This window comes from Sinorhizobium sp., from assembly GCF_059070375.1.
Genome location: NZ_JCACWC010000001.1, coordinates 386,407 through 409,307, shown reverse-complemented (window position 1 = coordinate 409,307; position 22,901 = coordinate 386,407). Strand labels below are relative to the sequence as shown.

At 61.0% G+C, this 22,901-nt stretch carries 23 protein-coding genes and 3 pseudogenes; 13 read left to right on the top strand and 13 right to left on the bottom strand.

Translation table 11 applies throughout. The features are described from left to right. Positions 1-168 precede the first annotated feature (168 nt). Genes fdh3B through AC5J09_RS02010 form a run of 9 tightly spaced genes read right to left on the bottom strand, consistent with a single transcriptional unit; the run spans position 169 to position 8,288 of the window. A complete protein-coding gene (gene fdh3B, locus AC5J09_RS02050) occupies positions 169-765 on the bottom strand; it encodes a formate dehydrogenase FDH3 subunit beta (RefSeq protein WP_018099290.1) in 597 nt (198 codons plus the stop codon). Positions 766-778: 13 nt separating this feature from the next. Then, positions 779-3,700, bottom strand: a complete 2,922-nt coding sequence (locus AC5J09_RS02045) for a formate dehydrogenase subunit alpha (protein WP_494296733.1) — start codon at positions 3,698-3,700, stop codon at positions 779-781. 7 nt (positions 3,701-3,707) lie between these two features. After that, a complete protein-coding gene (locus AC5J09_RS02040) occupies positions 3,708-3,917 on the bottom strand; it encodes a formate dehydrogenase (RefSeq protein ID WP_018099292.1) in 210 nt (69 codons plus the stop codon). A gap of 44 nt (positions 3,918-3,961) precedes the next feature. After that, on the bottom strand, positions 3,962-4,768 hold the full coding sequence (locus AC5J09_RS02035; protein WP_494296732.1) for a TorD/DmsD family molecular chaperone: 807 nt from the start codon (positions 4,766-4,768) through the stop codon (positions 3,962-3,964). Further along, the gene (locus AC5J09_RS02030; protein WP_494296731.1) at positions 4,746-5,474 is read right to left on the bottom strand and encodes a DUF3306 domain-containing protein; all 729 of its coding nucleotides are present in this window, start codon (positions 5,472-5,474) and stop codon (positions 4,746-4,748) included. Before AC5J09_RS02030 ends, AC5J09_RS02035 begins: the two co-directional genes overlap by 23 nt. Beyond that, positions 5,467-5,985, bottom strand: a complete 519-nt coding sequence (locus tag AC5J09_RS02025; RefSeq protein WP_324765356.1) for a DUF3305 domain-containing protein — start codon at positions 5,983-5,985, stop codon at positions 5,467-5,469. The genes AC5J09_RS02030 and AC5J09_RS02025 overlap by 8 nt, the downstream gene beginning before the upstream one ends. Before the next feature lie 10 nt (positions 5,986-5,995). After that, complete coding sequence (locus AC5J09_RS02020; protein ID WP_494296730.1) at positions 5,996-7,012, bottom strand: DUF6352 family protein; 1,017 nt, start codon at positions 7,010-7,012, stop codon at positions 5,996-5,998. Then, on the bottom strand, positions 7,009-7,551 hold the full coding sequence (locus tag AC5J09_RS02015; RefSeq protein ID WP_440854282.1) for a DUF6505 family protein: 543 nt from the start codon (positions 7,549-7,551) through the stop codon (positions 7,009-7,011). The genes AC5J09_RS02020 and AC5J09_RS02015 overlap by 4 nt, the downstream gene beginning before the upstream one ends. Further along, positions 7,542-8,288 carry a biotin/lipoate--protein ligase family protein gene (locus AC5J09_RS02010; RefSeq protein ID WP_494296729.1) on the bottom strand — a complete coding sequence of 249 codons (747 nt, stop codon included), beginning with the start codon at positions 8,286-8,288 and terminating at the stop codon, positions 7,542-7,544. Before AC5J09_RS02010 ends, AC5J09_RS02015 begins: the two co-directional genes overlap by 10 nt. Positions 8,289-8,395: 107 nt before the next feature. Here AC5J09_RS02010 and AC5J09_RS02005 point away from each other — a divergent pair, with 107 nt between their 5' ends. Further along, the gene (locus AC5J09_RS02005; RefSeq protein ID WP_494296728.1) at positions 8,396-10,501 is read left to right on the top strand and encodes a 4Fe-4S binding protein; all 2,106 of its coding nucleotides are present in this window, start codon (positions 8,396-8,398) and stop codon (positions 10,499-10,501) included. Here the strand turns inward: AC5J09_RS02005 and AC5J09_RS02000 are convergent. Further along, positions 10,437-11,732, bottom strand: coding sequence for a hypothetical protein (locus AC5J09_RS02000; protein ID WP_494296727.1), 1,296 nt, complete (start codon positions 11,730-11,732; stop codon positions 10,437-10,439). The two genes, AC5J09_RS02005 and AC5J09_RS02000, sit on opposite strands and share 65 nt — an antisense overlap. Positions 11,733-11,832: 100 nt before the next feature. Between AC5J09_RS02000 and AC5J09_RS01995 the strand changes: the two genes are divergently transcribed. Then, positions 11,833-12,039, top strand: coding sequence for a DUF6494 family protein (locus tag AC5J09_RS01995; protein WP_018099301.1), 207 nt, complete (start codon positions 11,833-11,835; stop codon positions 12,037-12,039). Between the two features lie 117 nt (positions 12,040-12,156). Here AC5J09_RS01995 and AC5J09_RS01990 read toward each other — a convergent pair whose 3' ends face one another. Continuing rightward, positions 12,157-13,032: a substrate-binding domain-containing protein gene (locus AC5J09_RS01990; protein WP_494296726.1), complete on the bottom strand. Its 876-nt coding sequence runs from the start codon at positions 13,030-13,032 to the stop codon at positions 12,157-12,159. An 89-nt stretch (positions 13,033-13,121) separates the two neighbouring features. On the opposite strand from AC5J09_RS01990, the gene AC5J09_RS01985 reads away from it, so the two are divergent. The 8 genes and pseudogenes from AC5J09_RS01985 (at position 13,122) to AC5J09_RS01950 (ending at position 19,433) form a co-directional block, all read left to right on the top strand. Next, a complete protein-coding gene (locus AC5J09_RS01985) occupies positions 13,122-13,814 on the top strand; it encodes an ABC transporter permease (protein WP_379939447.1) in 693 nt (230 codons plus the stop codon). Positions 13,815-13,816: 2 nt separating this feature from the next. Next, complete coding sequence (locus tag AC5J09_RS01980) at positions 13,817-14,539, top strand: ATP-binding cassette domain-containing protein (RefSeq protein ID WP_018099304.1); 723 nt, start codon at positions 13,817-13,819, stop codon at positions 14,537-14,539. 21 nt (positions 14,540-14,560) lie between these two features. After that, entirely contained in the window at positions 14,561-15,391 is an 831-nt protein-coding gene (locus AC5J09_RS01975; protein WP_494296725.1) for an ABC transporter substrate-binding protein, read from the top strand. Positions 15,392-15,436: 45 nt separating this feature from the next. After that, on the top strand, positions 15,437-16,564 hold the full coding sequence (locus tag AC5J09_RS01970) for a molybdopterin-binding protein (protein ID WP_494296724.1): 1,128 nt from the start codon (positions 15,437-15,439) through the stop codon (positions 16,562-16,564). Between the two features lie 9 nt (positions 16,565-16,573). Then, positions 16,574-18,523, top strand: coding sequence for a molybdopterin biosynthesis protein (locus AC5J09_RS01965; protein WP_494296723.1), 1,950 nt, complete (start codon positions 16,574-16,576; stop codon positions 18,521-18,523). Positions 18,524-18,646: 123 nt separating this feature from the next. After that, entirely contained in the window at positions 18,647-18,799 is a 153-nt protein-coding gene (locus AC5J09_RS01960) for a helix-turn-helix domain-containing protein (protein ID WP_338279538.1), read from the top strand. A gap of 95 nt (positions 18,800-18,894) precedes the next feature. Continuing rightward, a pseudogene (locus AC5J09_RS01955) lies at positions 18,895-19,071 on the top strand (IclR family transcriptional regulator domain-containing protein); the annotation flags it as partial. Further along, positions 19,062-19,433 (top strand): IclR family transcriptional regulator domain-containing protein, encoded by a 372-nt coding sequence (locus tag AC5J09_RS01950; RefSeq protein WP_494297048.1) that lies wholly within the window; start codon positions 19,062-19,064, stop codon positions 19,431-19,433. The pseudogene AC5J09_RS01955 and the gene AC5J09_RS01950, both read left to right, overlap by 10 nt. A gap of 193 nt (positions 19,434-19,626) precedes the next feature. On the opposite strand, the gene AC5J09_RS01945 is transcribed toward AC5J09_RS01950, so the two are convergent. Further along, positions 19,627-19,776: a hypothetical protein gene (locus AC5J09_RS01945; RefSeq protein WP_338279536.1), complete on the bottom strand. Its 150-nt coding sequence runs from the start codon at positions 19,774-19,776 to the stop codon at positions 19,627-19,629. 723 nt (positions 19,777-20,499) lie between these two features. Between AC5J09_RS01945 and AC5J09_RS01940 the strand changes: the two are divergent. After that, positions 20,500-20,881: pseudogene (locus AC5J09_RS01940) on the top strand (amidohydrolase family protein); the annotation flags it as partial. Positions 20,882-20,963: 82 nt separating this feature from the next. On the opposite strand, the gene AC5J09_RS01935 reads toward AC5J09_RS01940, so the two are convergent. Further along, positions 20,964-21,680, bottom strand: coding sequence for a Crp/Fnr family transcriptional regulator (locus AC5J09_RS01935; protein WP_102763346.1), 717 nt, complete (start codon positions 21,678-21,680; stop codon positions 20,964-20,966). Positions 21,681-21,955: 275 nt separating this feature from the next. Here AC5J09_RS01935 and AC5J09_RS01930 point away from each other — a divergent pair, with 275 nt between their 5' ends. Together AC5J09_RS01930 and AC5J09_RS01925 are read left to right on the top strand one after the other, a co-directional pair. Beyond that, a complete protein-coding gene (locus tag AC5J09_RS01930) occupies positions 21,956-22,162 on the top strand; it encodes a hypothetical protein (RefSeq protein WP_324765345.1) in 207 nt (68 codons plus the stop codon). A gap of 556 nt (positions 22,163-22,718) precedes the next feature. Next, positions 22,719-22,856, top strand: a pseudogene (locus tag AC5J09_RS01925) (hypothetical protein); the annotation flags it as partial. Positions 22,857-22,901: the final 45 nt, after the last annotated feature.

Sequence of the window (22,901 nt, the reverse complement as noted above, 5' to 3'; positions counted from 1 at the left end):
TTTTCCGGACCATCGTACCGAAACGGAACCCGTTTCCGGCTATTCCGATGTTCGACCGAAGCGCTGAAGCGTCCTTCCTGAGCGTGAAAGGATGATGCATGGCGCTCTATCCTTAGGTTCCAGATCATCTTATCTGCATTCAGATCACTTTATCGGCTGCAGGATGCCCTAGACGTCCACTGTCTCCCGATAGGCGGTATGCCAGCCCCATGCGCCCGAGCCATAGCCTCTCTGCGTCACACGCTCCTTGTAGATCGCGGCAATGATCACTCCGTCGCCAGCCAGCAGCGATTTCGTCGAGCACATCTCCGCACAGAGTGGCAGCTTGCCTTCGGCCAGCCGGTTGGCTCCATATTTCGCATACTCGACCTCCGTCGAGTCGGCCTCCGGTCCTGCCGCACAAAACGTGCATTTGTCCATCTTGCCGCGTGAGCCGAAATTGCCGACGCGTGGATATTGCGGCGCGCCGAACGGACAGGCGTAGAAACAGTAGCCGCAGCCGATGCACAGGTCCTTGGAATGCAGCACCACGGCATCCGCAGTGGTGTAAAAACAGTCAACGGGACAAACTGCCGCGCAGGGTGCGTCCGTACAGTGCATGCAGGCCATCGAGACGGAGCGTTCGCCCGGCTTGCCGTCATTGATGGTGACGACACGCCGCCGATTGATACCCCACGGAACGTCGTGCTCGTTCTTGCAGGCGGTAACGCAGGCATTGCACTCGATACAACGTTCGGCGTCACAAAGGAATTTCATCCGTGCCATCTTCGTTCCTCCGCTACACCGCAACGATCTGGCAAAGCGTAACCTTCGGCTCCTGCATCCCCGTTACGGGATCGTAGCCGTAGGTGGTGATACTGTTGGCGCTTTCGCCGAGAACGTAAGGGTCGGTCCCTTCGGGATAATTGGCTCGCAAGTCCTCGCCCCGGAACCAGCCGCCGAAGTGGAAGGGCATGAATGCGACACCCTTGCCGACACGCTCGGTGACCAGAGCCTTTACCTTTGCCTTCACGTCGTTCTCCGCTCCGTTGACCCAGACCCAACCTCCGTCACTGATGCCGCGCTCGGCTGCATCGTCGACGTTGATCTCGACAAACATGTCCTGCTGCAACTCGGCAAGCCACCGGTTCGAGCGGGTTTCCTCACCGCCACCCTCGTATTCGACGAGGCGTCCGGTCGTCAGAATGATCGGGAACGATTTCGCGGTGCCATTGTCCACAGCCGCCTTCTGCACACTGAAGCCGATATTGGGCAGGCGGAACTGCTTGGCGTCTGGATAGGTCGGATACTTGGCTACAAGATCCACCCTGGGCGTATAGATCGGCTCGCGGTGGATCGGCACCGGATCCGGCAAATTCCAGGCAAGCGCCCTGGCCTTGCCATTCCCGTAGGGGTGGCAGCCATGGCTGAGCGCCACGCGCTGGATGCCGCCAGACAGGTCGGTCGACCACGACACCTTGCCGATGTCGCCCATATCATCCCCGATCGTCTGGATGATGGCTAGTTCTTCCGGGGTGAGATCCCGATCCCAGCCAAGTTTCTGGAGCACGGCCATGGTGAACTCCGGATAGCCGTCGGTGAGTTCGGAACCTTCCGTGTAAGAACCCTCGGCAAGAAGCGTTTCGCCGTTGCGTTCCACGCCAAAGCGGGCGCGGAATGGGCTGCCCCCGTCCATGACATGCAGGCCGGTGCTGTAGAGGTTTGCAGTTCCCGGGTGACGGAGTTCCGGTTTTCCCCAGCATGGCCAGGGCAGACCGTAGTAATCGCCGCCGACCTCCGGGTCGTCCTTCGGCGCGCGCAGGGTAAGCAGATCGAATTTGTGCTGGTTGCGCATATGCGCCTTGAGCCGCTCGGGCGACTGGCCACAATAGCCGGTCGACCAGCCGCCGCGGTTCATTTCACGCAGCACGTCCTCGGGTACCGGCCGATCACCTTCGACGGCGATGTTCTTGAACATCCATTCGGCGAGGCCAAGCTTCTGTGAGAGCAGGTACAGGACCTGATAATCGTCCTTCTGCTCGAAGCTTGGGGGGACGATCTGCTCGCCCCACTGGAGCGCGCGGTTGGAGGCGACCCGCGATCCCGAGGTTTCGAACTGCGTGCAAACCGGCAGGAGATAGGTGTTGTCCTTGCGCCCCGCCTGGACCGCGAGCGAGGCCCAAGTTGTAGGGTGAGGATCGGCCACGACAAGCAGCTCAAGTCCGGCAAGCCCCTTCATCGACTCGGGTATGCGCGTGATGCTGTTGCTGGCGTGGCCCTGTACGAACATCGACCGCATGGTGTCGGGTTGCTCGACGTCTTCCTTTGGCAGTGAAACCGAATCGAACCATCGGGTCAGCGGAATGCCCGGTGTTTCCATCAGTTCCTTGGAAGAGAACTGGCCCAACAGGTCGTCATAGGGGATCTCCCACACCCGCCCCCAATGCTTCCAGGCCCCTTCCGTCAGACCGTAGTAGAAGGGCAGGGTGACCACGTCGAGCCCGATATCCGTCGCGCCTTGAACGTTGTCGTGGCCGCGGAAGATATTTGCGCCGGTGCCCGGCTTGCCGATGTTGCCGGTAGCGAGACACAGGATGCAGCTCGCCCGCGTATTGGCGGTTCCAACAGTGTGGTGCGTCTGGCCCATGCACCAGATGATCGTCGATGGCTTCTGGGTCGCGAACGTCTCGGCGATGCGCTTCAACTGCTCGCCGGGCACGCCGGTGATCGTTTCCACCTCGTCCGGGGTGTACTTGGCGACCTCCTTTCGAACCTCATCCATCCCGTAGACGCGTTGCGCGATAAATTCCTTGTCCTCCCAGCCATTCTCGAAAATATGCCAAAGCATGCCCCAGATCAGCGCAATGTCGGTGCCGGACCTGAAGCGGACGTATTCGGTGGCATGGGCAGCCGTGCGCGTGAAGCGCGGGTCCATGACGATGAAATTGGCGTTGTTGAGTTCCTTTCCCTCAAGCAGATGTTGCATCGCGACCGGATGCGCCTCGGCCGGATTGCCGCCAAGAACGAGCATCGTCTTGGAATTTCTGATGTCGTTGTACGAGTTGGTCATGGCGCCGTAGCCCCAGGTGTTGGCTACGCCGGCAACCGTCGTCGAATGACAGATACGGGCCTGGTGATCCTGATTGTTGGTTCCCCACAGAGCGGCGAGCTTGCGGAAGAGATAGGTGCCTTCGTTGGAGAATTTCGCCGACCCCATCCAATAGGTGGATTCCGGCCCCGACTTCTCGCGGATCTCGAGAAGCTTGTCGCCGATGCCGTTGATCGCATCCTCCCAGGTGGTACGCTCCCATTGGCCATCGACGAGCTTCATCGGGTACTTCAGACGACGGTCGCTGTGCACGAGTTCACGTACGCTGGCGCCTTTGGCGCAATGCGAGCCGCGATTGAAGGGGCTGTCCCAGGAGGGTTCCTGCCCCGTCCACACGCCGTTCTGGACCTCCGCAGTTACGGTGCACCCGACAGAACAGTGGGTACAGATGCTCTTTTTGAGTTCAATCGGCACGCCCGGTTGGGGGGGGCTGATCGCGGCGGCCTTTTTGACTGTGCCGAGTTGGAACGAACCGAGTGCCGCCAGGCCGCCGGCGACAAGGCCGGAGCGCCGGAGGAATGTCCGCCGGTCCAAGGGGGCCGCTGCCATGCCGCCGGTCAGGGTTTGCAGATGCGTGCGGCTTGCCTGCCGATCCTTGCGCTTCGTCAGCATGGCACCCTCACTTCTGCTCAGGATAGCGATTGACGCGATAGTAGGCCTTGACGTGGTCCGTTTCGCGGTAGCGGCCCCGCATCTCCTCTTCGCCCGGGTCGTAGGCCTCAGCATCGGTGGGACAGAGCGCCGCGGCCGCGACGACGGTCGTCGTTGCGCCGCCGAATGCCTTAAGGAAGTAGCGCCGGCCCAATGCCGTTTGTCGCTCGTCTTGCATCTTGGCATCCTCCTCCTTAGTGGGCTTGGCGCCCGGGCATGCGCCTATGCGTTTTGCCGTGCCGCCATGGCGAAGGCTTCGCTGTCGATCTCGATGAAAAGCCGACCGACCGTGCCGACCGACCGGTAGAATTTGGCGGCCTTAGCGTGTTCCAGGTCGCTGAAGAAACGCCCGGCCCACGGCTCGACGTGGCGTTTGAAGAAATCCTGCTCCTCGTCGTGGGAGACGGCAAAGTGATTGCAGGCAAAGCCGCTCATCATCTCGCATATGCTGGCCAGATGATCCTCGGGTTCGCAATTGCCCTCGGCGCGCTCGATACCGAAACGGGCCATGTCTGCCCGCAGGCGCGCAAGCGGGCGTTCGTTGAGGAAGCCGGTGAGATAATAGGATGCGTAGGGAAGGAGTTCGCCGCGTCCCACGCCAATGAACAGCTCGGAATATTCGCGACAGATCGCATCGTGCGAATACGATGCTGCCGCTTGAGCAAGTGCGATGTGGGCACGCCCGAGCGGTGCATCGCTGTTGTCCTGCAAGCATGAAAGCCTGGCGAGCGATTCCCTGTCCGGCGGGGTGATCAATAGTGAAGCGAGGAGTGCGTATTCGTCCGCCCGGGCCTGGTCGATGTCATCGAGAACAGCTGTTCCTGCACCGAAGATTGAAGCATCCGCTCCATCTGGCTGTTCCCAGGCCTGATCTGAAAGCAAGTCGGGGTTCATCATACCTTGACCGTGCTGCCTGAATGGGGGTTTCTCATAGTAACCCGATACCGAACGAATGCAACAGCCTGACCTTGACGGGTTACCACATAAGATCCCGGCAAATACCAGATCAGCGTGGCATCGCTCCGCCATGTCGGGGCCTAGAGTAAGCCTCGGGAAGCTGAGAAGGACTCATCTTGTCCGGCGAATGCGTGTGAGATTTGAATTCAACCGATGCGCTCACATTGGTTGACGCCTCGAGAGCTGGTGGCTCTATCGCCGGCGGCTCGTCGGTGGCTGGCTTTTCCGTCGCTAAATTCTCTGGATCCTCGACAGGAAGGGCCGCATCCGGCACGGCATCGCCGCGTTGTTCATGTGACGGAACGGCCTCCGGTTTCGTAAGGGTGTCAACGGCACGCGCCGCTTTCGACAGGAAGCCCACGACGGTTTCCTTTGCGTCGAGCGGACCAAACCCCCCCATCGAGCCTGGTTTGTTGAAGTCCCAGGCATATTCCGAAGGGCCGACGAAGTCGCGGATTCCGGGGTCCAGTGACCATGCCTTGCGTAACGCCGCATGCTTCAGCGCCAACGGAACGCCTTTCTTCAAGAAAGCCGCAACGTCACTTTCGGCAGTCAGGTCTTCGAGGTGCGGGAGGGGCTCGACCACGCCAACACCCTCAAGCTCCGCTGCTTTCGCCTCTGGCAGGTTGCGCTCAGGACAGGAGGCCACCGGATCGTTATTCTCGGCGACCTCGCCCGATGCCTGGTCCAATTCAGGGGCCGCCGGCTTATGCTCTCGCCGTGAGGCCAGCTTGCGGCGCGACCAGCGGGCAAGATGATTGTCGCTGCCGTCACTCATCCCTTGTCGTCCTGCTTTGTGAGCCACCATGAATCCGACTTGCCATGGCTTCGGGATCTGTCCGATCACGCTTGCGTTTGACGAACGCACGCTCGACATGATGAGCTTCCACGAATGCGGCAAGGCGCTCCTGTATTTCAATCGGCATGGAAACGGCTTCGATGATGTCTGTGTTGGTTTCCGTCAGAGATTCGGCCTCAGCCGGATCCGCTGTAACCAGATGGACTACGATTCCCGGAGCTAAATCCGTGAGTCGGAGGGCGATCCAAAGGCTAGGCCGCTGTGAACGCAGGTTCTCCCGGTACATCGCCGTATCCGTTCCGAAAAATTCAATGTCGGATGTCCCTGCATAATAGCGCGTAAGCCTCGTCGTCTGTTCGAGCACCGTCCATGGTGTCGCGACCGGTGCGCCCGCGAGCGCGGCGACCGGCACCCAGGAATGATCCGCCCATGGGCTATCCAGGTCTCGCCTCTCCACGATCACACCGACTTTTTCCGTTTCCCGCACCATGACTGCGCTCCTAGGTCGCTTGCGCCGTAGCGCACAACGGCAGACCGGCAATAAGATTTTGCGGCTTCATGCGGATCATTCGATCGGGCGTCATCGCCATGATCAGCCAGATCGGTTGAGCACCCACTTGGGGCCTGACCTCGCCAATGTCGGAAAAGCGGAGGCGGAACAACGCAACGATACGCTCCGCCGTTTCGGCGTCGAGGTCCTCGCCTCGCCACAGTGCATTACCGATGCGTGTCGCCTCGGCGTCAAGGCCGACGAACCATGCCCAGTTGTCGTCTTCGATCCGCTCGACCGGTTCGATCGTTACCGTGACGGCGACCAGATGGCGGATCCAGGCTTCCATTGCGTCGGCAAGGCCGCGACGCGCGGGGCTGTGGGCGCCACCTAGACGGAGCACCATGTCAAAGGCATCGCTCCTGTCAAAATAGCTATCGGCGTTCGTCTCGTCCAGGATTTCGAGTTCGGTGACGGCTGGCCCGCCGAGCATGCTCAAGAGCGGTGAGGTGTGGCGGTTCTGCTCGTGAACTTCTATTGTTTCCGCGTCGGCAAGCAGCAGCGCTCCTTCATGGAAGCTTACCCGCTGTGGGCGATAGAACAGCTCGGCGGCGCGCAACACCGCGGGCTCGGTCTCGCCGTCGAGCGCATTGCGCAGCACGACCTGCGCGAGCTGGTTCATGAACAGCGGAGGCGTGTCGGCTGCCGAACCGAGCGCCAGTTGCAGATAAGCGGCCTCAAGCGAGGGCGTGGCAAGAAGCCGGTCGCGGAAGGAGATCATGAACGCCCAGTTTTCGCGGGCATCCGGGTCGCCCATGACGGCGATCTCGTCCAGAGTGACCGGACGGCGCGGATGATGCATCAGAAGCTCATGGTGCAGACGCAATTCTACCTCACACGCCCCTTCCGGCGGAAGCAGTTCGGGGCGAGCGAGATAAGCCTTGAGGAACGCGTCGGTCACTATAAGCCGGTCTGCCTCGTCCCGATCGAGGAGATGGTGACCCGAAGATACCCAGAAATCCTTCACGTGTGCCTTCCCGCCAACGTCCGGATATCGAGCTCTTCCATCCGGTCGTTTTCCTCGTCAATCTCTATAGCGTTGAAGGCCGTTGCCATATCCAGTCGACCCACCTTCGGGTGAAGGGTACGGAACGCCTCCCGGATCCCAGTCTGCTCGCTGGCGCGGTGGAGGGCAAGTATGGTGTTTGGCGGGTGATCGCAAAGCGATTGCGCAAACGCGATTTCTTCTTCGGCGGCCGGCCGCGCTGTTTCAAGATCGGGGGCGCCGCAATGCGCGACCAACTGTTCGGCCAGGCGTTCAACGGCCGCAGCGCGTTCTTCCGCCTTCACCTCCGTCACGACAACGAGGGTGGACCAGCCAAAACTCTCGATGCCCAGGAAGCCGGCTCGAAAAGCCTGGCGTTTCTTGCCGGCGAGGGTTTCGGGGTCGATGCCGAAGAAAAGGAATGTGCCCGATACTGCCCATTCGCCGGGCTCGGCGGCGCGCGAATAGACGAACGTATCGGACGGATCGAGGCGAATGGTGCGCGGCAGGTTCAAAGCCATGGCATTCCCGTTGCGGGATCGAGCCAGGAACAGGATGCAAGCGCCTGCGCCAGGCTCCGCCTCGTAAGGGAAGTCTGGCCGGGTTCGGCCTGAACCAGCAGATCCCCGTTGTCGGCGATCCGTCCATTGTGGCCTCCGGGCGACACGCGGTCCAGCCATCGCCTGGCCAACCGCGCAAAGCCGGTGTCGTGCCATTCGTCCAAGCCGACCATCAGGTGACGTGAAAAGCTGGCGATGATCTCGCCGGTATTGACGGCTTCGAAACCCACTTCGTCCAGTGCGCCGAACAGCGGCCGCAGACCCGGTTCGTGGACGCGCACGATCGTGGTGCGGATCATTGTCGAGAAGATAAGCCAGCCCGGCGTCTCGGTCTCGCCGGTTCCCGCCGGCCAGCTCAGTTGTCCGCCGCCGACCAAGACCCCGTCGACACGGATCGCGTCTGGCCAGTCGAAGGTGATGGGTCGTGACGGGGGCGCATGTGTGGCAAGCGCATCGGCCAGTGCGTTCATCCCAGCATAGATGGCCAGGCGTGCATGCACGAGCGGCATTTCCGGTTCCAGCACGACGGCGAACTCTGCCAGATCGTCACGTCGTGCCCAAACCAGCGTCCCTGCTCCCCATTCGGCGGCAATGGCGCGAGCGTGTGCAAAAGCGTCGCCGGTCTCGCGCATCATGACGAGGTTGTAGGGCGGGGGCAGTTCGATGGCGTGGTCCATCACCGAAGCGTGCTGAAACATGATGCCGGTCCCATTTCTGATGACGGCGAGCCTAATGTCTTTATAATGCATCCGAAGTGGAGGCGCCACCGTTGTTGGGCGGTGCCGTGATGCGGGGGGAGAAGAGCATGATCCCAGACAGACCACGCACCGTCTTTGTTTGTTCCTGTGAACGCAGCATGCCGGACTTTGGCCAGAGTGTCGCCCGTGGATGCTCAAGCGACCAAATCCAATCTGGAAATCAACTCTGCGGCGCCGAACTCGACCGCGTCCGCAACGCATTGAATGGAGGCGACGACATCACGATAGCCTGCACACAGCAGGAACGGCTTTTCCGTGAAGTCGCGCAGGACCGCGGCTTTGCGGGCGAACTCGCTTTCGTCAACATCCGCGAGACGTCAGGCTGGTCGGCACAAGGGGCATCCGCCGGGCCGAAAGCCGCGGCACTCGTGGCGATGGCGGCGGAAACGGTCACTTCGCCGACCAGCGTTACGCTCGCGAGCAACGGCGTGGTGCTCGTCTATGGCCGGAACGAAGCGGCGATCGAGGCTGGACGGCAGCTTGCCGACGAGATGAACGTCACGGTTCTTTTGACGCGGCCGGACGATGTTACGCCCCATCGCGTCTGGGATTTCCCCGTTGTGCAGGGCACGATCCGCAACGCGCGCGGTCATCTCGGCGCGTTTGAACTGACGATCGACGATTTCGCGATCCCATCGCCATCGTCGCGCAAGCGTCTGCGTTTTGGCGCGCCGCGGGATGGCGCACTATCGAATGCCGATATAGTTCTTGACCTTTCCGGCGGCGCTCCCCTGTTTCCTGCCCATGAATTGCGGGCAGGTTATCTGAGAGCAGATCCAGCCGACCGCGCGGGCCTTGCTGCCGCGATCGCCAAGGCAGCCGGCCTTGTGGGGGAATTCGAAAAGCCTCGCTACATCAATTTTTCCGCCGATCTTTGCGCCCATTCGCGTTCGCGCATCACCGGATGCACGCGCTGCATCAACCTTTGTCCTACGGGTGCGATTGCACCCGCTGGCGACCATGTCGCGATCGACGCTGATATCTGCGCCGGCTGCGGCAGTTGCGCGGCCGCCTGTCCGACCGGTGCCGCCGCCTATGCTTTCCCGGATGCGGCGGCCCTGCTTCGACGCCTGCGCACGCTCCTGCTCACCTATCACAGGGTAGGCGGCAGCGATCCGATCGTGCTGTTTCACGATGAAGGTCATGGAGAGCCGCTTATCGATGCGCTGGCGCGTTTCGGGCAGGGACTGCCCGCGAATGTGCTGCCGGTCGGTGTGAATGAGATAACGCAGCTGGGGGTCGAGGCGTGGACTGCACCGGCCGCCTGGGGAGCGGTGGCGATCAGGGCCCTTTCTTCGGCGAGGGGGAAACATGAACTGACCGGCCTAGCCAGAAACGTCACCATCGCCAATCTTCTTGGACAATCGCTGGGTTATGGAGCCGATCTCTGCGGCGTGATCGAAGCGGACGACCCCGATGATCTGCAAACGGTTCTCGGGCGGATGGTGCCGCAAGCGGATGCGCGAAAGCCGGTGACATTCCTGCCGGTCGGAGGCAAGCGCAGCTTGCTGAAAAGCTCGGTGATCGGCTTGTATGAGGCCGCTCCGACGCCGGTAGAGCGCACGGCATTGCCAGCGGCCGCGCCATTTGGCGGGCTCGACGTCAATGTCGATGCCTGTACGCTGTGCCTGTCATGCGTATCGGCCTGTCCGACGGGCGCGCTCTCCGACAGTGAAGAGCGGCCAGCTTTGTATTTTGCCGAGAGCGCCTGCGTGCAGTGCGGGCTCTGTGCCGCGACTTGTCCAGAAAAGGCAATCGCGTTGGTACCGCAACTGGATTTCCAGGCCTGGAATGGGCCCCGCCGGGTGATCAAACAGGAAGAGCCGTTCCATTGCATTCGATGCGACACGCCATTCGGAACGAAAAGTACCGTCGAACGCATCGTTGACAAGCTGGAGGGCAAGCACTGGATGTTTTCCGGCGAGAATGCCCGACGCCTCGATGTCGTGCGGATGTGCGATAACTGTCGTGTCGAATCCGTCATGAATGAAGGGTTCGATCCTTACGAAGCGTCGGGCCGTCCCGCTCCACGGACGACGGAGGATTACTTGCGGGAGCGCGACGCAACGACAGACAAATCGGTTGAGTTTAGTCGCGGCGGGTCTCAGCCTGCAAAAAGCGGATCAGCGCTGCACGATCCTCGGGATCGTTGATCGTCTGCTCCGGCATCTTGGTCCCTGGCGTATATATGCTTGGCCCCAGTTCGAAGAGCTTCGACACCGTTTCCGGCGTCCAGACGATATCCATCCGCCGGAAAGCGGGGGAGTAGGGATAGCCGGCAAGCGACGCGATCCTGCGGCCGAAGATGCCGTGCAGCGTCGGTCCGGCGCGATTGCCGTCCTCCGGGCCGAGCGTATGGCAGGCGATGCAGGCACGGAAGACTTCGGCGTCCGGATTGCCGGCATATTCGCTCATGAGATCGGCCTGGATCGCGGCTGAGGTTCCAAGCCGCCTGCCGGTTTCAACATCCCATTCGCTTATTATGTTGTCCGCACCGCCGGCCAGCAGCGTCCGGGCACGGCGTGGAAAGGCAAGGGCCCACACCGGCGCAACGCCGGCACTGCCGAGGGTGTGAACCGGCTTCAGGGTGCGGGAGTCGAGCAACACGATGCCCTCCCTGATGGCCGAGGCGGCGATGTATTTCTCATCAGCCGTAGCCGCTAGTGCGATCAGGGGGCCGGAGGACACCCTGACCTCGGCCACAATCGCGCCGCTTCGGTCGAGCTGGCGCAATGTCCCGTCTGCGCCTGCTGCAAGCAGGCGGTCGCCCGGCATCCTCACGAGGGCGTTGAGTGGCCCCGGCATGGATATTCGCATCGGCGCAGCGTCATGTCCCGACGGCCATAGTATGATGGCTGCGTCATAGCCCGCACTTGCAAGCGTTCCGTCGGACAGAAAGGTGACCGCGTTAACATTGCCATGGTGGCCTTTGAGGATGCGCGGCGCAGCGCCGGAAAGCGGCCACAGACGCACGCTCGTATCCCAGGAGGCAGAAGCGAGCGTAGAGCCATCGGGCGCGACTGCCAGTGCGACAACCGGCCCCTCATGGCCATGCAACACGGATACCGGCGTGCTGCGTCCGGCCTCCCAGATTGCGATACGGCCGTCGGCCCCGGCGCTGGCGTAACGCCCCCGCGGCAAAGCAGCGACGGCATCGACCTGACTTTCGTGAAACAGCAGCACCTGCTGCGCCTCGCCCGTTTCAAGCGACCAGATAATCGCCTTGGTATCGAAACTGCCGGTGATCGCTGTCTGTCCGTCAGGGGCTATGGCGATTGAACGCACCGGGCCTCCATGGCCGCGCAGTTCCGCCCCATGCGCAGTCGCGCCGAAGAGGAAGGAAGCGGCTGCCACCAGGCAGCGTATAGCGAGCATCGCCTTCATTGCACCTCAAACGGATTCATGCTCGATTGGCGATGGTCTCCGTTCCAGGAACGGAAAGTGCCGGATCGACCTTACTGTTCACTCTGTTCGAGGCAATCATATGATCACGAATATGGAAACCGACCCCTTCAACGTCTCCATGCGCAAGTTCCTCAAGCAGGTCGGGGTGACCTCGCAACAGGCGATAGAGAAGGCAGTGGAGCAAAAAGGTCTGAAAGGACAAGGGAAGCTGATCGTCAAGGCCGTCATCACGTCGGAGGCCGCCGGCCTGAATCATGTGGTGGAAGGCGAGATCGATCTGGGATGAGCCAGCGGATGCTGCTTTGCCCTTTCGACCGAAAGTTGCACGCATTTTAACGGTTCCGATGCTCAGTCAAGGTGTTCGAGCATCCTTTGTCCCTTCTCTCAAGAACGCGTAAGCGCTCTACTTGAAGAACCGGATCCGGCCGGCCGGGCTTGTATCATACCCGGTAAGCTCGACGGCGCGGTCGGTAAAAACCTTTCGCGGCAAGAAACCTAACAGCGCCTGGAAGGAGGGCTGAAAATAGGTTCGCTGACGCATGAGCAGGTCGAAATTTTCCCACAGCAGCGGCAGGAATTCCAGGCCAGCGGTGCGAGCGGCGGCGCGTGTGGCAATGCCGCAATCCGCCTGGCCGCTCCGCACGGCGGATGCAAGATCGGGACCGGTCAGGCAGGGCGGCTCCAGTCGATTGAGGTCGCTGTGTTTCGCACCTAAATCCGCCAGCAACTGAGCAAGCAGCATATCCGCTCCGGCACCGCGTTGACGAACGGCCATCCTCGCACCACTCGTCAGGACGTCATTGAGACCGTTCAGCGATTTGGGATTGCCCGGCTCCAGCAATAGGCCTTGCTCGCGGCGGACGAAGCCGACCAGCACCGCATCGCTTAGCCGTGGCATGGCGGCTACCGCATCGACATTTGCATCGGCTACCGTGCCATGGAAATGGATCGCAGCGGCCGCGACCTCTCCGCGCAGCAGACGCGCGACACCGTCTTCAGTGCCTTCCGCCAATGTGGCAAGCCCCGAGCCTGACTGACGCAGGCTCCATTCCAGCAGGTCATCCTGGCTCCCCCCCACGATAGGTGGCAGTTCGAGCGATATCATTCCCGTCGGCTGCACGAGCCCCGAAAGGACCCAGCGGTCGAGTTCGTGCTGTGGAAATAGCCATTTGCCTGCCACCTTGCTGCACGGGATTCGCTCCTTCGAAATCAACTCGTAAATCTTACGCTCTCCCAAGCGAAGATAGTCAGCAGCCTCGGATGTGGTCAGCAGGATCATCCTGCATTTTTATGCATATTTGCGCGATTGTTCAATAATTTGACATCCAGGAAAAAAAAGCCGGAAATTGCGACAAGGGAAGATGCCTCATGTCGGAAACACTCACTGCATGGCAGCTTATCGCATCCGGAGATGCCACCCTATTTGCGATCGTCGGGCTGTCGCTGGCCGTCAGCCTGGCGGCTGTCGTGGCTGCGGGGATTATCGGTTTCCCGCTTGGTGCCCTTCTCGCGCTGACCCGCTTCCCGGGCCGCACGGCAATGGTCGTGGTGTTGAACGGTTTCATGGGCTTGCCGCCGGTTGTCGTCGGTTTGAGCGTCTACCTGCTGCTATCGCGGTCGGGGCCGCTGGGAGAACTCGGTCTCCTCTTTACGCCGACCGCCATGGTTATCGCGCAGGCATTTCTGGTGCTGCCCATCATTGCCGCGCTGACGCGCCAGACAGTTGAGGATCTTTGGCTCGAATATCGCGAGGAGTTGGGCGCCATGGGGGTCGGCTGGGCCAGCAGGGTTGCGACACTTTTGTGGGACAGCCGCTTCAGCCTCGTTACCGTCTTGCTTGCAGGCTTCGGCAGGGCCGCGGCCGAAGTCGGCACGGTGATGATCGTCGGCGGCAATATAGATGGCTTCACTCGGACTATGACCACCACGATTGCTCTGGAAACCTCAAAGGGAAATATTGCCCTTGCGATCGGGCTTGGCATCATCCTTATTCTCCTCATTCTGCTGGTAAATGCCACTGCCTGGGGCGTGCGGGTATGGGCCGTGGAAAGGGCCGGTTAGAAATGCGCGCTGCTGCAAGCAATCTTCCCCTTATCTTCGATGACGTGTCGCTGAGCGCCGGTGCGACGACCATACTCGACCGAATAAGCCTGACGATCGGGCTGGGAGCGCCGACGTTTGTTCTTGGCCCCAATGGGGCGGGCAAGACCTCGCTGTTGCGGCTGTGCATGGGCTTGCTTGGCCCGTCGCGGGGGGTCGTGAGCTGGGGTGGCCGGATCGATGCCGGCCCCGAACGCCGAGCGATCCTGTTTCAGAAGCCCGTGATGTTGCGGCGCTCGGTTGCCGCGAATGTTGCGTATGGACTTGCTCACGCCGGTTGCCCGCGCGGCCTGCGTGCCCAGCGCACCGAGGAATTGCTCGACAGCGTTGACCTGAGTGCGCTGGCTTCGAGGCCTGCGCGCCGTTTGTCGGGCGGTGAACAGCAAAGACTGGCGCTTGCGCGCGCTCTGGCGCGCCAGCCGGAAATTCTCCTGCTCGATGAACCGACCGCAAGTCTTGATCCGGCGGCAACGCGCTTTGTGGAGGAAATCATCCTTGCGACGGCCCATTCGGGCACCAAGATCATCATGGCTTCACACGATCTGGGCCAGGTGCGCAGACTTGCCGGAGATGTCGTGTTCCTGGCCCATGGCCGTCTCTTCGAGCATGCCAATGCCAGGGATTTTTTCGATCGTCCAGCCACGCCGCAGGCTGCGGCCTTTATACGCGGCGATCTCGTCCTTTGATCGACAGAACGGAGATTGAAAATGCCGACCCGCCGATTGTTCTCTGTGGGAATGCTTCTGATCCTGGCCGGCGTGACGCCGGCCCAGGCCCAAACGCGGTCGATCGTCGTTGCATCGACGACTTCTACCCAGGACACGGGCCTGTTCGATTATATTCTTCCGCTGTTCGAGAGAGAGACTGGGATCGATGTCAAGGTCGTGGCGCAGGGCACCGGCCAGGCACTCGACACCGGACGCCGTGGCGATGCCGACGTGGTCCTCGTTCACGCCGAGGCACAGGAAGAGAAGTTCATTCGGGAGGGCTTCGGAGTGAAGCGTTCCGACGTGATGTACAATGATTTTGTGTTGATTGGCCCGAAAAGTGATCCCGCCAGCGTCAGTGGAATGACGGATATCGCGGCCGCCCTAGTTTCGATCGAAGCAAAAAAAGCGCCATTTGTCTCACGCGGTGACCGGTCGGGCACCCATTTTATGGAACTCAGGCTATGGAAGGACGCGGGCGTCGATATCGAGGTTGCAAAGGGCCGGTGGTACAAGGACATCGGACAGGGGATGGGAGCGGCGCTCAACACCGCATCTGCCATGAATGCCTACGTCCTTTCCGATCGCGGCACTTGGCTGTCGTTCAGGAACCGCGGTGATCTTGCCATTTCCGTCGAGGGCGACAAGCGGCTGTTCAACCAGTATGGCGTCATGCTGGTGAACCCGGAAAAACACCCCGATGTCAAGGCGGAGCTGGGCCAGATATTCATCGACTGGTTGCTTGCGCCTGAGGGCCAGAAGGCGATCGGTGAGTACAAGATCGATGGCCAGCAACTCTTCTTTCCAAATGCGAGCGGACAGCGCATCTGAGGTCTGTTGCCAAGGTGCCCGCATCTGTCCCATTATCGGGCGATGATGACAGTGCATCCTCCGACGAGCGCCCTGATAAGCCTGGAAGTGGCGCTTGCGGCGCTTCTCAGTGGTTTGATGCCTATCGCTCCCCGGTCGGAGCCGCTTGACCGGGCGCTTGGTCGTGTCGCCGCGGCGATGCCGGCTGCCTTGCCGGCACTGCCGTTGCGAGACATTGCGACAATTGATGGCTGGGCGTGTTGTTCACTCGACCTCGTGGGAGCGTCCGCCTACTCACCTCTGGCGCTTTCGACGGCCCCGGTCCGGGTGGAAGTGGGCGACGTCATGCCGACTGGATCGGACTGTGTGTTGCAAGCCGATCTGATCGATTGCAGCAGCCCAATCGTTTTTGCCGTCGGCGAGGCTGCTCCCGGTCAGGGCGTGCGCCGGGTGGGGGAGGACATGACCGCACATCGACCCCCGGTTCTCGAAGGCGGGATAGTCGGCGCCGCGGACCTGCTGATCGCTCGCAAAGCAGGGTTGAGCCAGATTCCCGTACGCAGCCCGCGCGTGCGTGTGATCGATGTCGCTTCCGTAAACCATGAGACTTTCTCGACGCGCCTCGTTGCCGAATGTGTGATGACCTCGAATGCGACGATCGCCGCGATAGAGACCGCGCACCGTGATGCAGCTTCGATCGCAGCCGCTCTTGCCGGCGAGGTTTGCGATTTGCTTCTCCTGGTCGGAGGCACTGGTGCTGGCCGCCTTGATGCGACTGCCGAGGCCCTGACGCTTTCCAACGGGTTGATTGCGCATCGTATCGCCATGCGGCCTGGCGATACTACGGCGATCGGCCGACTTGGCAGTACGCCGCTGGTCGCTTTGGCCGGGGCGCCTGACCATGTCTTTGCCGGCTTTCTTGCATTGGTCCAGCCGATCCTGGACCGTTTATCAGGCCGCTCGAAGCGGATTGGTACAACCTTGCCGCTCTCGCGAAAGATTGCGTCGAAGGTCGGGCTCAGTGAGATTGTCCTGCTCGGCAGAGAGCAGGCCATGTGGACGCCGCTTGCCGTTGGCGATTTTTCACTGGAGGCCATGCGGCTTGCCGATGCCTGGCTGGCAGTGCCGGGTGATAGCGAGGGATATGACGTCGGCACGTCCGTCACAGCTATGCCTCTTCGCAATTTGAACTGAGCAGCCATCATGATGAAGTCTCCTTCTTCGATCCCGCAAAACGCCGACCAGAAGCAATTTCTGACGATATTGTCACGTGAGGAGGCCCTGGCCCGTTTCGAAGCAGCGCTGTTTCCCTGGTCGGTGCCGACTGAAAAATGGAGTTTAGCCGAGGCGCTCGGGCTGGCTCTTGCAGAAGACGTCGCGGCGCAGGTCGACATTCCACCTTTCGACCGTTCCAATGTCGATGGGTTTGCGGTACGGGCAGCAGATCTGGTTGCCGCCTCTGACCTACAGCCTGTTCGATTGATGCTGAACAGGGAAACGATTGCCTGCGGCAGCGTCCCGCAACTTGCGGTATTGCCCGGGACCGCCACAGCCATCGCCACGGGGGGGCCTCTGCCACGCGGTGCGGACGCGATCGTCATGGTGGAATATACTCAGCCAGCCGGGGGTGGGGCCATCGAAGTGCGGCGTGCTGTCTCGCCGGGGCAGTTCGTCTCCACCGCCGGATCGGACATGGCGCGAGGAGAGGTCGTGTTGCGGGCTGGGTCGGTGATCGGCGCGCGTGAGATCGGGATACTCGCAGCCTGCGGAACGCCGCAGGTAACGGTGGCCCGCAAACTCCGCGTTGCTGTTCTGTCCACGGGTGATGAGCTCGTGCAACCGGGCGAACCGCTGCAGCCGGCCGGCATTTACGACGCCAATGGGCCGATCGTTAGTGCGGCGGTCACCGAAAACGGGGGCGAGGCCCATTTTTTGGGCGCGTTTCCAGACGACGAAGCCAGGCTCGAGACCGCAATGCGTGAGGCGCTCGCCTCCCATGACGTTCTGATTTTATCTGGAGGTACTTCCAAGGGTGCGGGAGATGTCAGCTACCGTATTATTGGCCGCCTCGGAAAACCGGGCATCATTGCTCATGGTGTTGCGCTTAAGCCTGGAAAGCCGCTCTGTTTGGCGGTATGCGGCGGCAAGCCGGTTATCATCTTGCCAGGATTCCCGACCTCGGCCATGTTCACCTTCCACGATATGGTGGTGCCCATCCTGCGGCGCATGGCGGGGCTGCCGCCGCGCGTTGATGCGCAGACGAGTGCGCAGCTTCCCTTCCGCGTTCCGTCCGAACTGGGGCGCACCGAGTTTGTCATGGTCTCGCTGGTGCAGGGGCGGGACGGACTGATGGCCTATGCGACCGGCAAGGGCTCGGGAGCGATTACCGCCTTCGCCCAGGCTGATGGCTTTATCCGCATTGACGCCTTCGCCGACCATCTGCCAGCGGGCGCACAAGTGCCGGTGACGCTGTTCACGCCGCAGGTCAGGGTGCCCGACCTCGTTGTGATCGGCAGTCACTGCACAGGCCTTGATCTTGTCGTGGGCAAGATCGCGCGCCAAGGGATTTCGGTGCGATCGTTGGCCGTCGGAAGCCTGGGCGGTCTTGCAGCCGCTAAACGCTGTGAGTGCGACCTTGCGCCGATCCATCTTTTCGACCCTCAGACACAAGTCTACAACACGCCGTTCCTTAGCGAGGGTATCGAGCTCGTGCCGGGCTGGCGGCGCATACAAGGCATCGTGTTCCGCCGCGGTGACGCGCGCTTCGAAGGCCGCAATGCGCCGGAGGCGGTGGAGGCTGCTCTGGCTGATCCAGAATGCATGATGGTCAATCGAAACCAGGGTGCCGGTACGCGCATCCTGATCGACCAATTGCTCGGCCAGACGCGCCCCGATGGCTACTGGAACCAGCCTCGCTCACACAATGCAGTCGCCGCCGCCGTCGTACAGAAACGCGCCGACTGGGGCGTCACGATCGGGCCGGTCGCGCGCGCCGCTGGCTTGGGTTTCATACCGCTGACGCAAGAGCACTTTGATTTCGCGCTAGTTACAGACCGGAAGGAGCGGGTGGCAGTTCAGGCATTCCTTGCCGCCCTGCTGTCGCCTGATATGCAGGACGCGCTGGAGCGGGCGGGATTCAGTCGAGCTCGCTGAATTCGTGTCCCTGATCGAGAAGAGGTAACACTGTTTCGCATGGCTGCGCGAAGGCTGGCCCGGCTCGGGTGAAGGCTATAACGTGCCTCATTTCATAATCCTTGATCGTCCGAAACATCATTGATGGACATTGGTGTTTCGCTTGCCTTCCGCGTACTGAGAGCCTTCGACGAAACGCGCGCCAATCTCAGCCTGTCGCAGATCGCCGAGGAGACGGGGCTCGACATGAGCGCCTCCCGCGCTTCACCCACACCCTGCAAAAGCTCGGCTATCTAAGCAAGAACGGTGAAACCAAGCTCCGTCAAGGCGCTCGATTTCGGCTATCACTACAGCCGGGCCAGCAGCAGCCTGGTCGAACGCGGCCCTACCTCATGCATCTCAGTAAGACGACTGAGGAGACCGTCAATCTAGCGGTTCGTGACGACACAGATATCGTCTTCGTGTCACGCTTCATGAGCCGCCACGTCCTCGACAATGACGTGATTATCGGGACGCGCCTGCTGGCTTATTGTACGGCGCCGAAAATCGCGATCCTGTCGTGCCTGCCGTCGGCGGAGGCGCATACGATCCTCTCCAAATCCAACCTGCACCCGTTCACGCTGCACACCACTGGCATCTCGACGCGCTCAGCGCCAAGCTCACGAAGTCGAAGGCGCAAGGCTACGCCACCGCCTTCGAGGAGTATTGCCACGGCGATCTTTCAGTGGCGGCCCCCATCCTCGATGCAAGCGGCGCAGCCTTTGGCGCGATCAATATCGGCGTCCCGCGCAACCGGTACACGTCAGAGGAAGCGGAAGAGCGGTTTACCCCCGCTCGTAATTGCTGCCGCCCATTCCATTTCGCTGGTCAGCGGTGCTCGTCGATAAGTAGATTCGATATAATCCTCTTACCCGCACTTCCATACGTATAGGCCCCAGAAGCGGCAGGTTTTGGTTTTGCCGCGTCCGGGCACATCCGTTATGACCTCGACACCTCCGTAGAAGGGCGGAGAAAGGCGTTTACCCGAGCGGGGGTTGGAAGTCTGGGGAACTGGTGGCCCGTCACTGCGTTTGAGACCTACGGCCGCATGGCGCGACGGGGGCACTATGGAAGCGGTCGCGATTTTACTGGTAGAGGACGAGGGGCTGCTTCTGCTCGATTTCGAACAGACGCTTGTCGAGGCGGATTTGCTGTCTTGCTGTAGAGAGTGGCAACAAGGCATTGAAAATCTTGAGCAATGCATCGACCACCACACAAGGGGTCATCACCGACATGCAGTTTCAGCAGGCTCCCGATGGCTGGGATGTCGCGCGTTTCAGCCGAGAGGTCGATCCCGAAATGCCGGTCGTCTACGTGAGTGGAGACAGCGCTCCCGATTGGGCGTCGAAAGGCGTCCCCAATAGCATCATCTCGGGAAGCCGTTCGCTATGGCACAGTTGGTGGTGGCAATCTCTAAGTTGCTCAACGACAGGCATCTAGGGACGGCCGTGGCGAAACCTCCGTCTGGCAGCTAGGTGCTCTCCCGCGCTGCTCTTGTAGCTCTCCAGGTCTCGTGTCTTTGCGCCCCCGGACGCGTGCCTCGCGCAATTTCGGCTGCGCCATCAGCGGCTCGTCGATGTGTGAGACGGCCGGCCGCATACCCAGCATCAAATGCTTCGCGTGTCCGTGCCATGTCGCGGTTGCATCGGGCAACATGTCCAAGCCCTCGCCACCACTCTTCCCAAGCATCCGTCACTTGCATCTGAACCTCCCTGGCGCAGCTCAAAGGACGCCTTCTGTTGGCAGTTGAGCCGACGGGTTCGTCAGCCGAATAGCTGGCGAAATTCCCTATTCGTCGAGTTGTCCGTAAAACGAGTGTAGGTCGTCTCTGGTTGCCGTACGCTACCGGACGAAGTTCAGCTTAGTGGGGCCCATCATGCGTCGGTGTTCTATTTCTGGTTGTCTTTAGGCGGCGCCGGTGAAATCTTAAGTGGCAGAAGGGTTTTTGATAATGACGTGGCGATTTCCGCCAGCTCACCGACCTGCGAAGGAGCACCGGCGGCCTGCTCACCCCGATGGAGACGAGCGGGGGTGCCATGGTCGTGGACGGCCCCGACGAGGTGCGTTTGCACGTCCGCGAGCAGTCCATGCAAGGGGTCGTTCTGATCAAACTACGGCGGGCGGCGGGTGTCTTCACCCTTCAGCCCGCTCGACGTCACCACCTTTACCGAGCCAGAATTGCGGGCCGCCGTGGAAATTGCCGAGAATTGGGGCACCTATGTCGCCGCGCACGCTCTCACTCCGGATGCGATCCGGAAGGCTATCGCTGCTGGTGTGAAGTGCATCGAACACGGCTTCCTCATGGACGGGGCCACCGCCAAGCTGATCGCCGAGAAGGACTTCGCCTTTTTCTCGACACCCTGCGGCCCGCGACGGCAGCATTGTTTGTACCAGGGCGGGCTGGATGCGTATTTTTGCGGGTTCAGAAGAGCGCAGTCATAAGTCGATGGTATTCCGCCTCCGGCTTGCCATAGGCGTCCCGGGCGAACTCTTCGAGGGCCTGCCTGTTCCGGATAATGATGTTGCCCCTGTTCGAGCGAATAAAACCGTAGCCTTCAAGGACGTGGAGCGACGTTGTGACGCTTGGACGGCGAACCGCAAGCATCAGCGAAATGAACTCGTGCGTCAGCGGAATCTCGTCGCCTGGTACACGGTCGTGACACATCAGAAGCCATCTGGCCAATCTCTCGTCCACCCCGTGCAACGCGTTCGAAACCGCAGTGTAGGTAAGCTGAATCGAGAAGGCCTCAATGCATCGGATCATCACTCGGGCGAAATTCCGGTTAAGATCCATCCACTTCCGGAATGCGCTGAACTCCATCCGGTAGCCGTCTCCTTCGATCTGCATGATGATGTCGTGGACGCTGAGCTCTACACCCATCGCAGCAGAAGTCGGAATGTAACCTTCACTTCCGAAGATACCCGCCTCCGCTTTGTTACCCTCAGGCGTCGAGGCGACCAGGGAGCCAATCCCGGACGTGAGATAATAAACATGGTCTATGGGGGCGCCGGCTGTAGCGATCAGAGCGCCTCTAGCCACTTTGACATAGTCGAGGTCAGGCGCAACCTGGTTATAGTCAACCTCCGGAAGCAGGTCCAGCAACTGGTTGTTAACCGAAGCTTGGGGTGGAATCGCCATTGCCTTCCCCTCATTGGGAGCCGGAGCACCGCGGCTCTGTCGGCCGCTTTCTGCCAAGGATTGCGGATCGGTGTTACATGACTCTAGCATGCCGGCTGCCCATCGACTATGTGCAAGCCAGCATGGTTCGGAAGGACAGTCTTCTCCAATTCCGCGGTGATTGTACGGTTCCAGACCCTTTGTCCTTGAGGCGCAGTATTGACTCGCCATGTACACCAAGACGCGTAGACTTTCCCCCGGCACCGAGGCGATCGCGAGGCCCGGGAGGAGAGCTAATGAGACACCAACGAGTATGCACCCTTGATCCACTAGGGCCTGACGAGCTCAAGTTGATCGAGGGCATTTTCCGTCGCGAACTGCAATTGCGGGCATTGCCACTGAATTCCGAGGAGGCTGCAATACTCGCAGCGAGGCTGATCGGTGCCTATCAGTCCGGAATACGCGACGCTGCAGGCTTGACCGCGGCGGCGGAACGTATGTGATGGGCAGCACCTCCCGATCACCTTGGAGCGCACCTGCGCGCCTGCGTATTCACAAGCGTTGCAGGTTACCTGTCCTTCGTTCAATCTGTGCAAGTGCTTTTTACGTCCGTTTTCAACGCCCACGGGACATTCCGGTCACTGATGGCCGGATGCCTGCAAGGACTCAAGGGAGCTGTTCTTCACGAGCCAGCGCCTCGACTGCGACGGCAGGGACGGACGCCAGGGCACCCCGACCTCAACGGCTTCGGCGCGGACGGCTGGATGTTCTTGTGGCTTCAAGACGGCGCCGCGTCGCCCGCGCCGTGCAGGTAGGATTCGTTGCCAATTTCGAGGCGATGGTGGCGCTATAAAGCGATAATCTGGATGAGATCACGTCTCACCCTGTTTGTCGCGCTGCAGGGCGCCGCCCATTCTGCTGCGATGGCAGCGGGAGTGCATGAGCTTCACCCTCCGGGCTCTCAGCTCCAGATCCTCGCTACTACGCGGCCCCGGTCACCGACCCCGACGGATACACGCTTGAGTTCGTCTACAGGAGCTGGCAGCACGGAGGTAAGGCATGACCACCAACCAGCCTTATAGACATGTGGTCGAGCCGCTAATCCGCGCTACCAATTCTTTCGACGCCCAGGCGGCACTGCACCTGTTCGCTCACGACGCCGTCATCGACGATCCGTCGACCCGGGAGCGGTTCGAGGGCCACGCAGGCGTTCGTGACTACATGGACCGGTTCTTCGTCGGG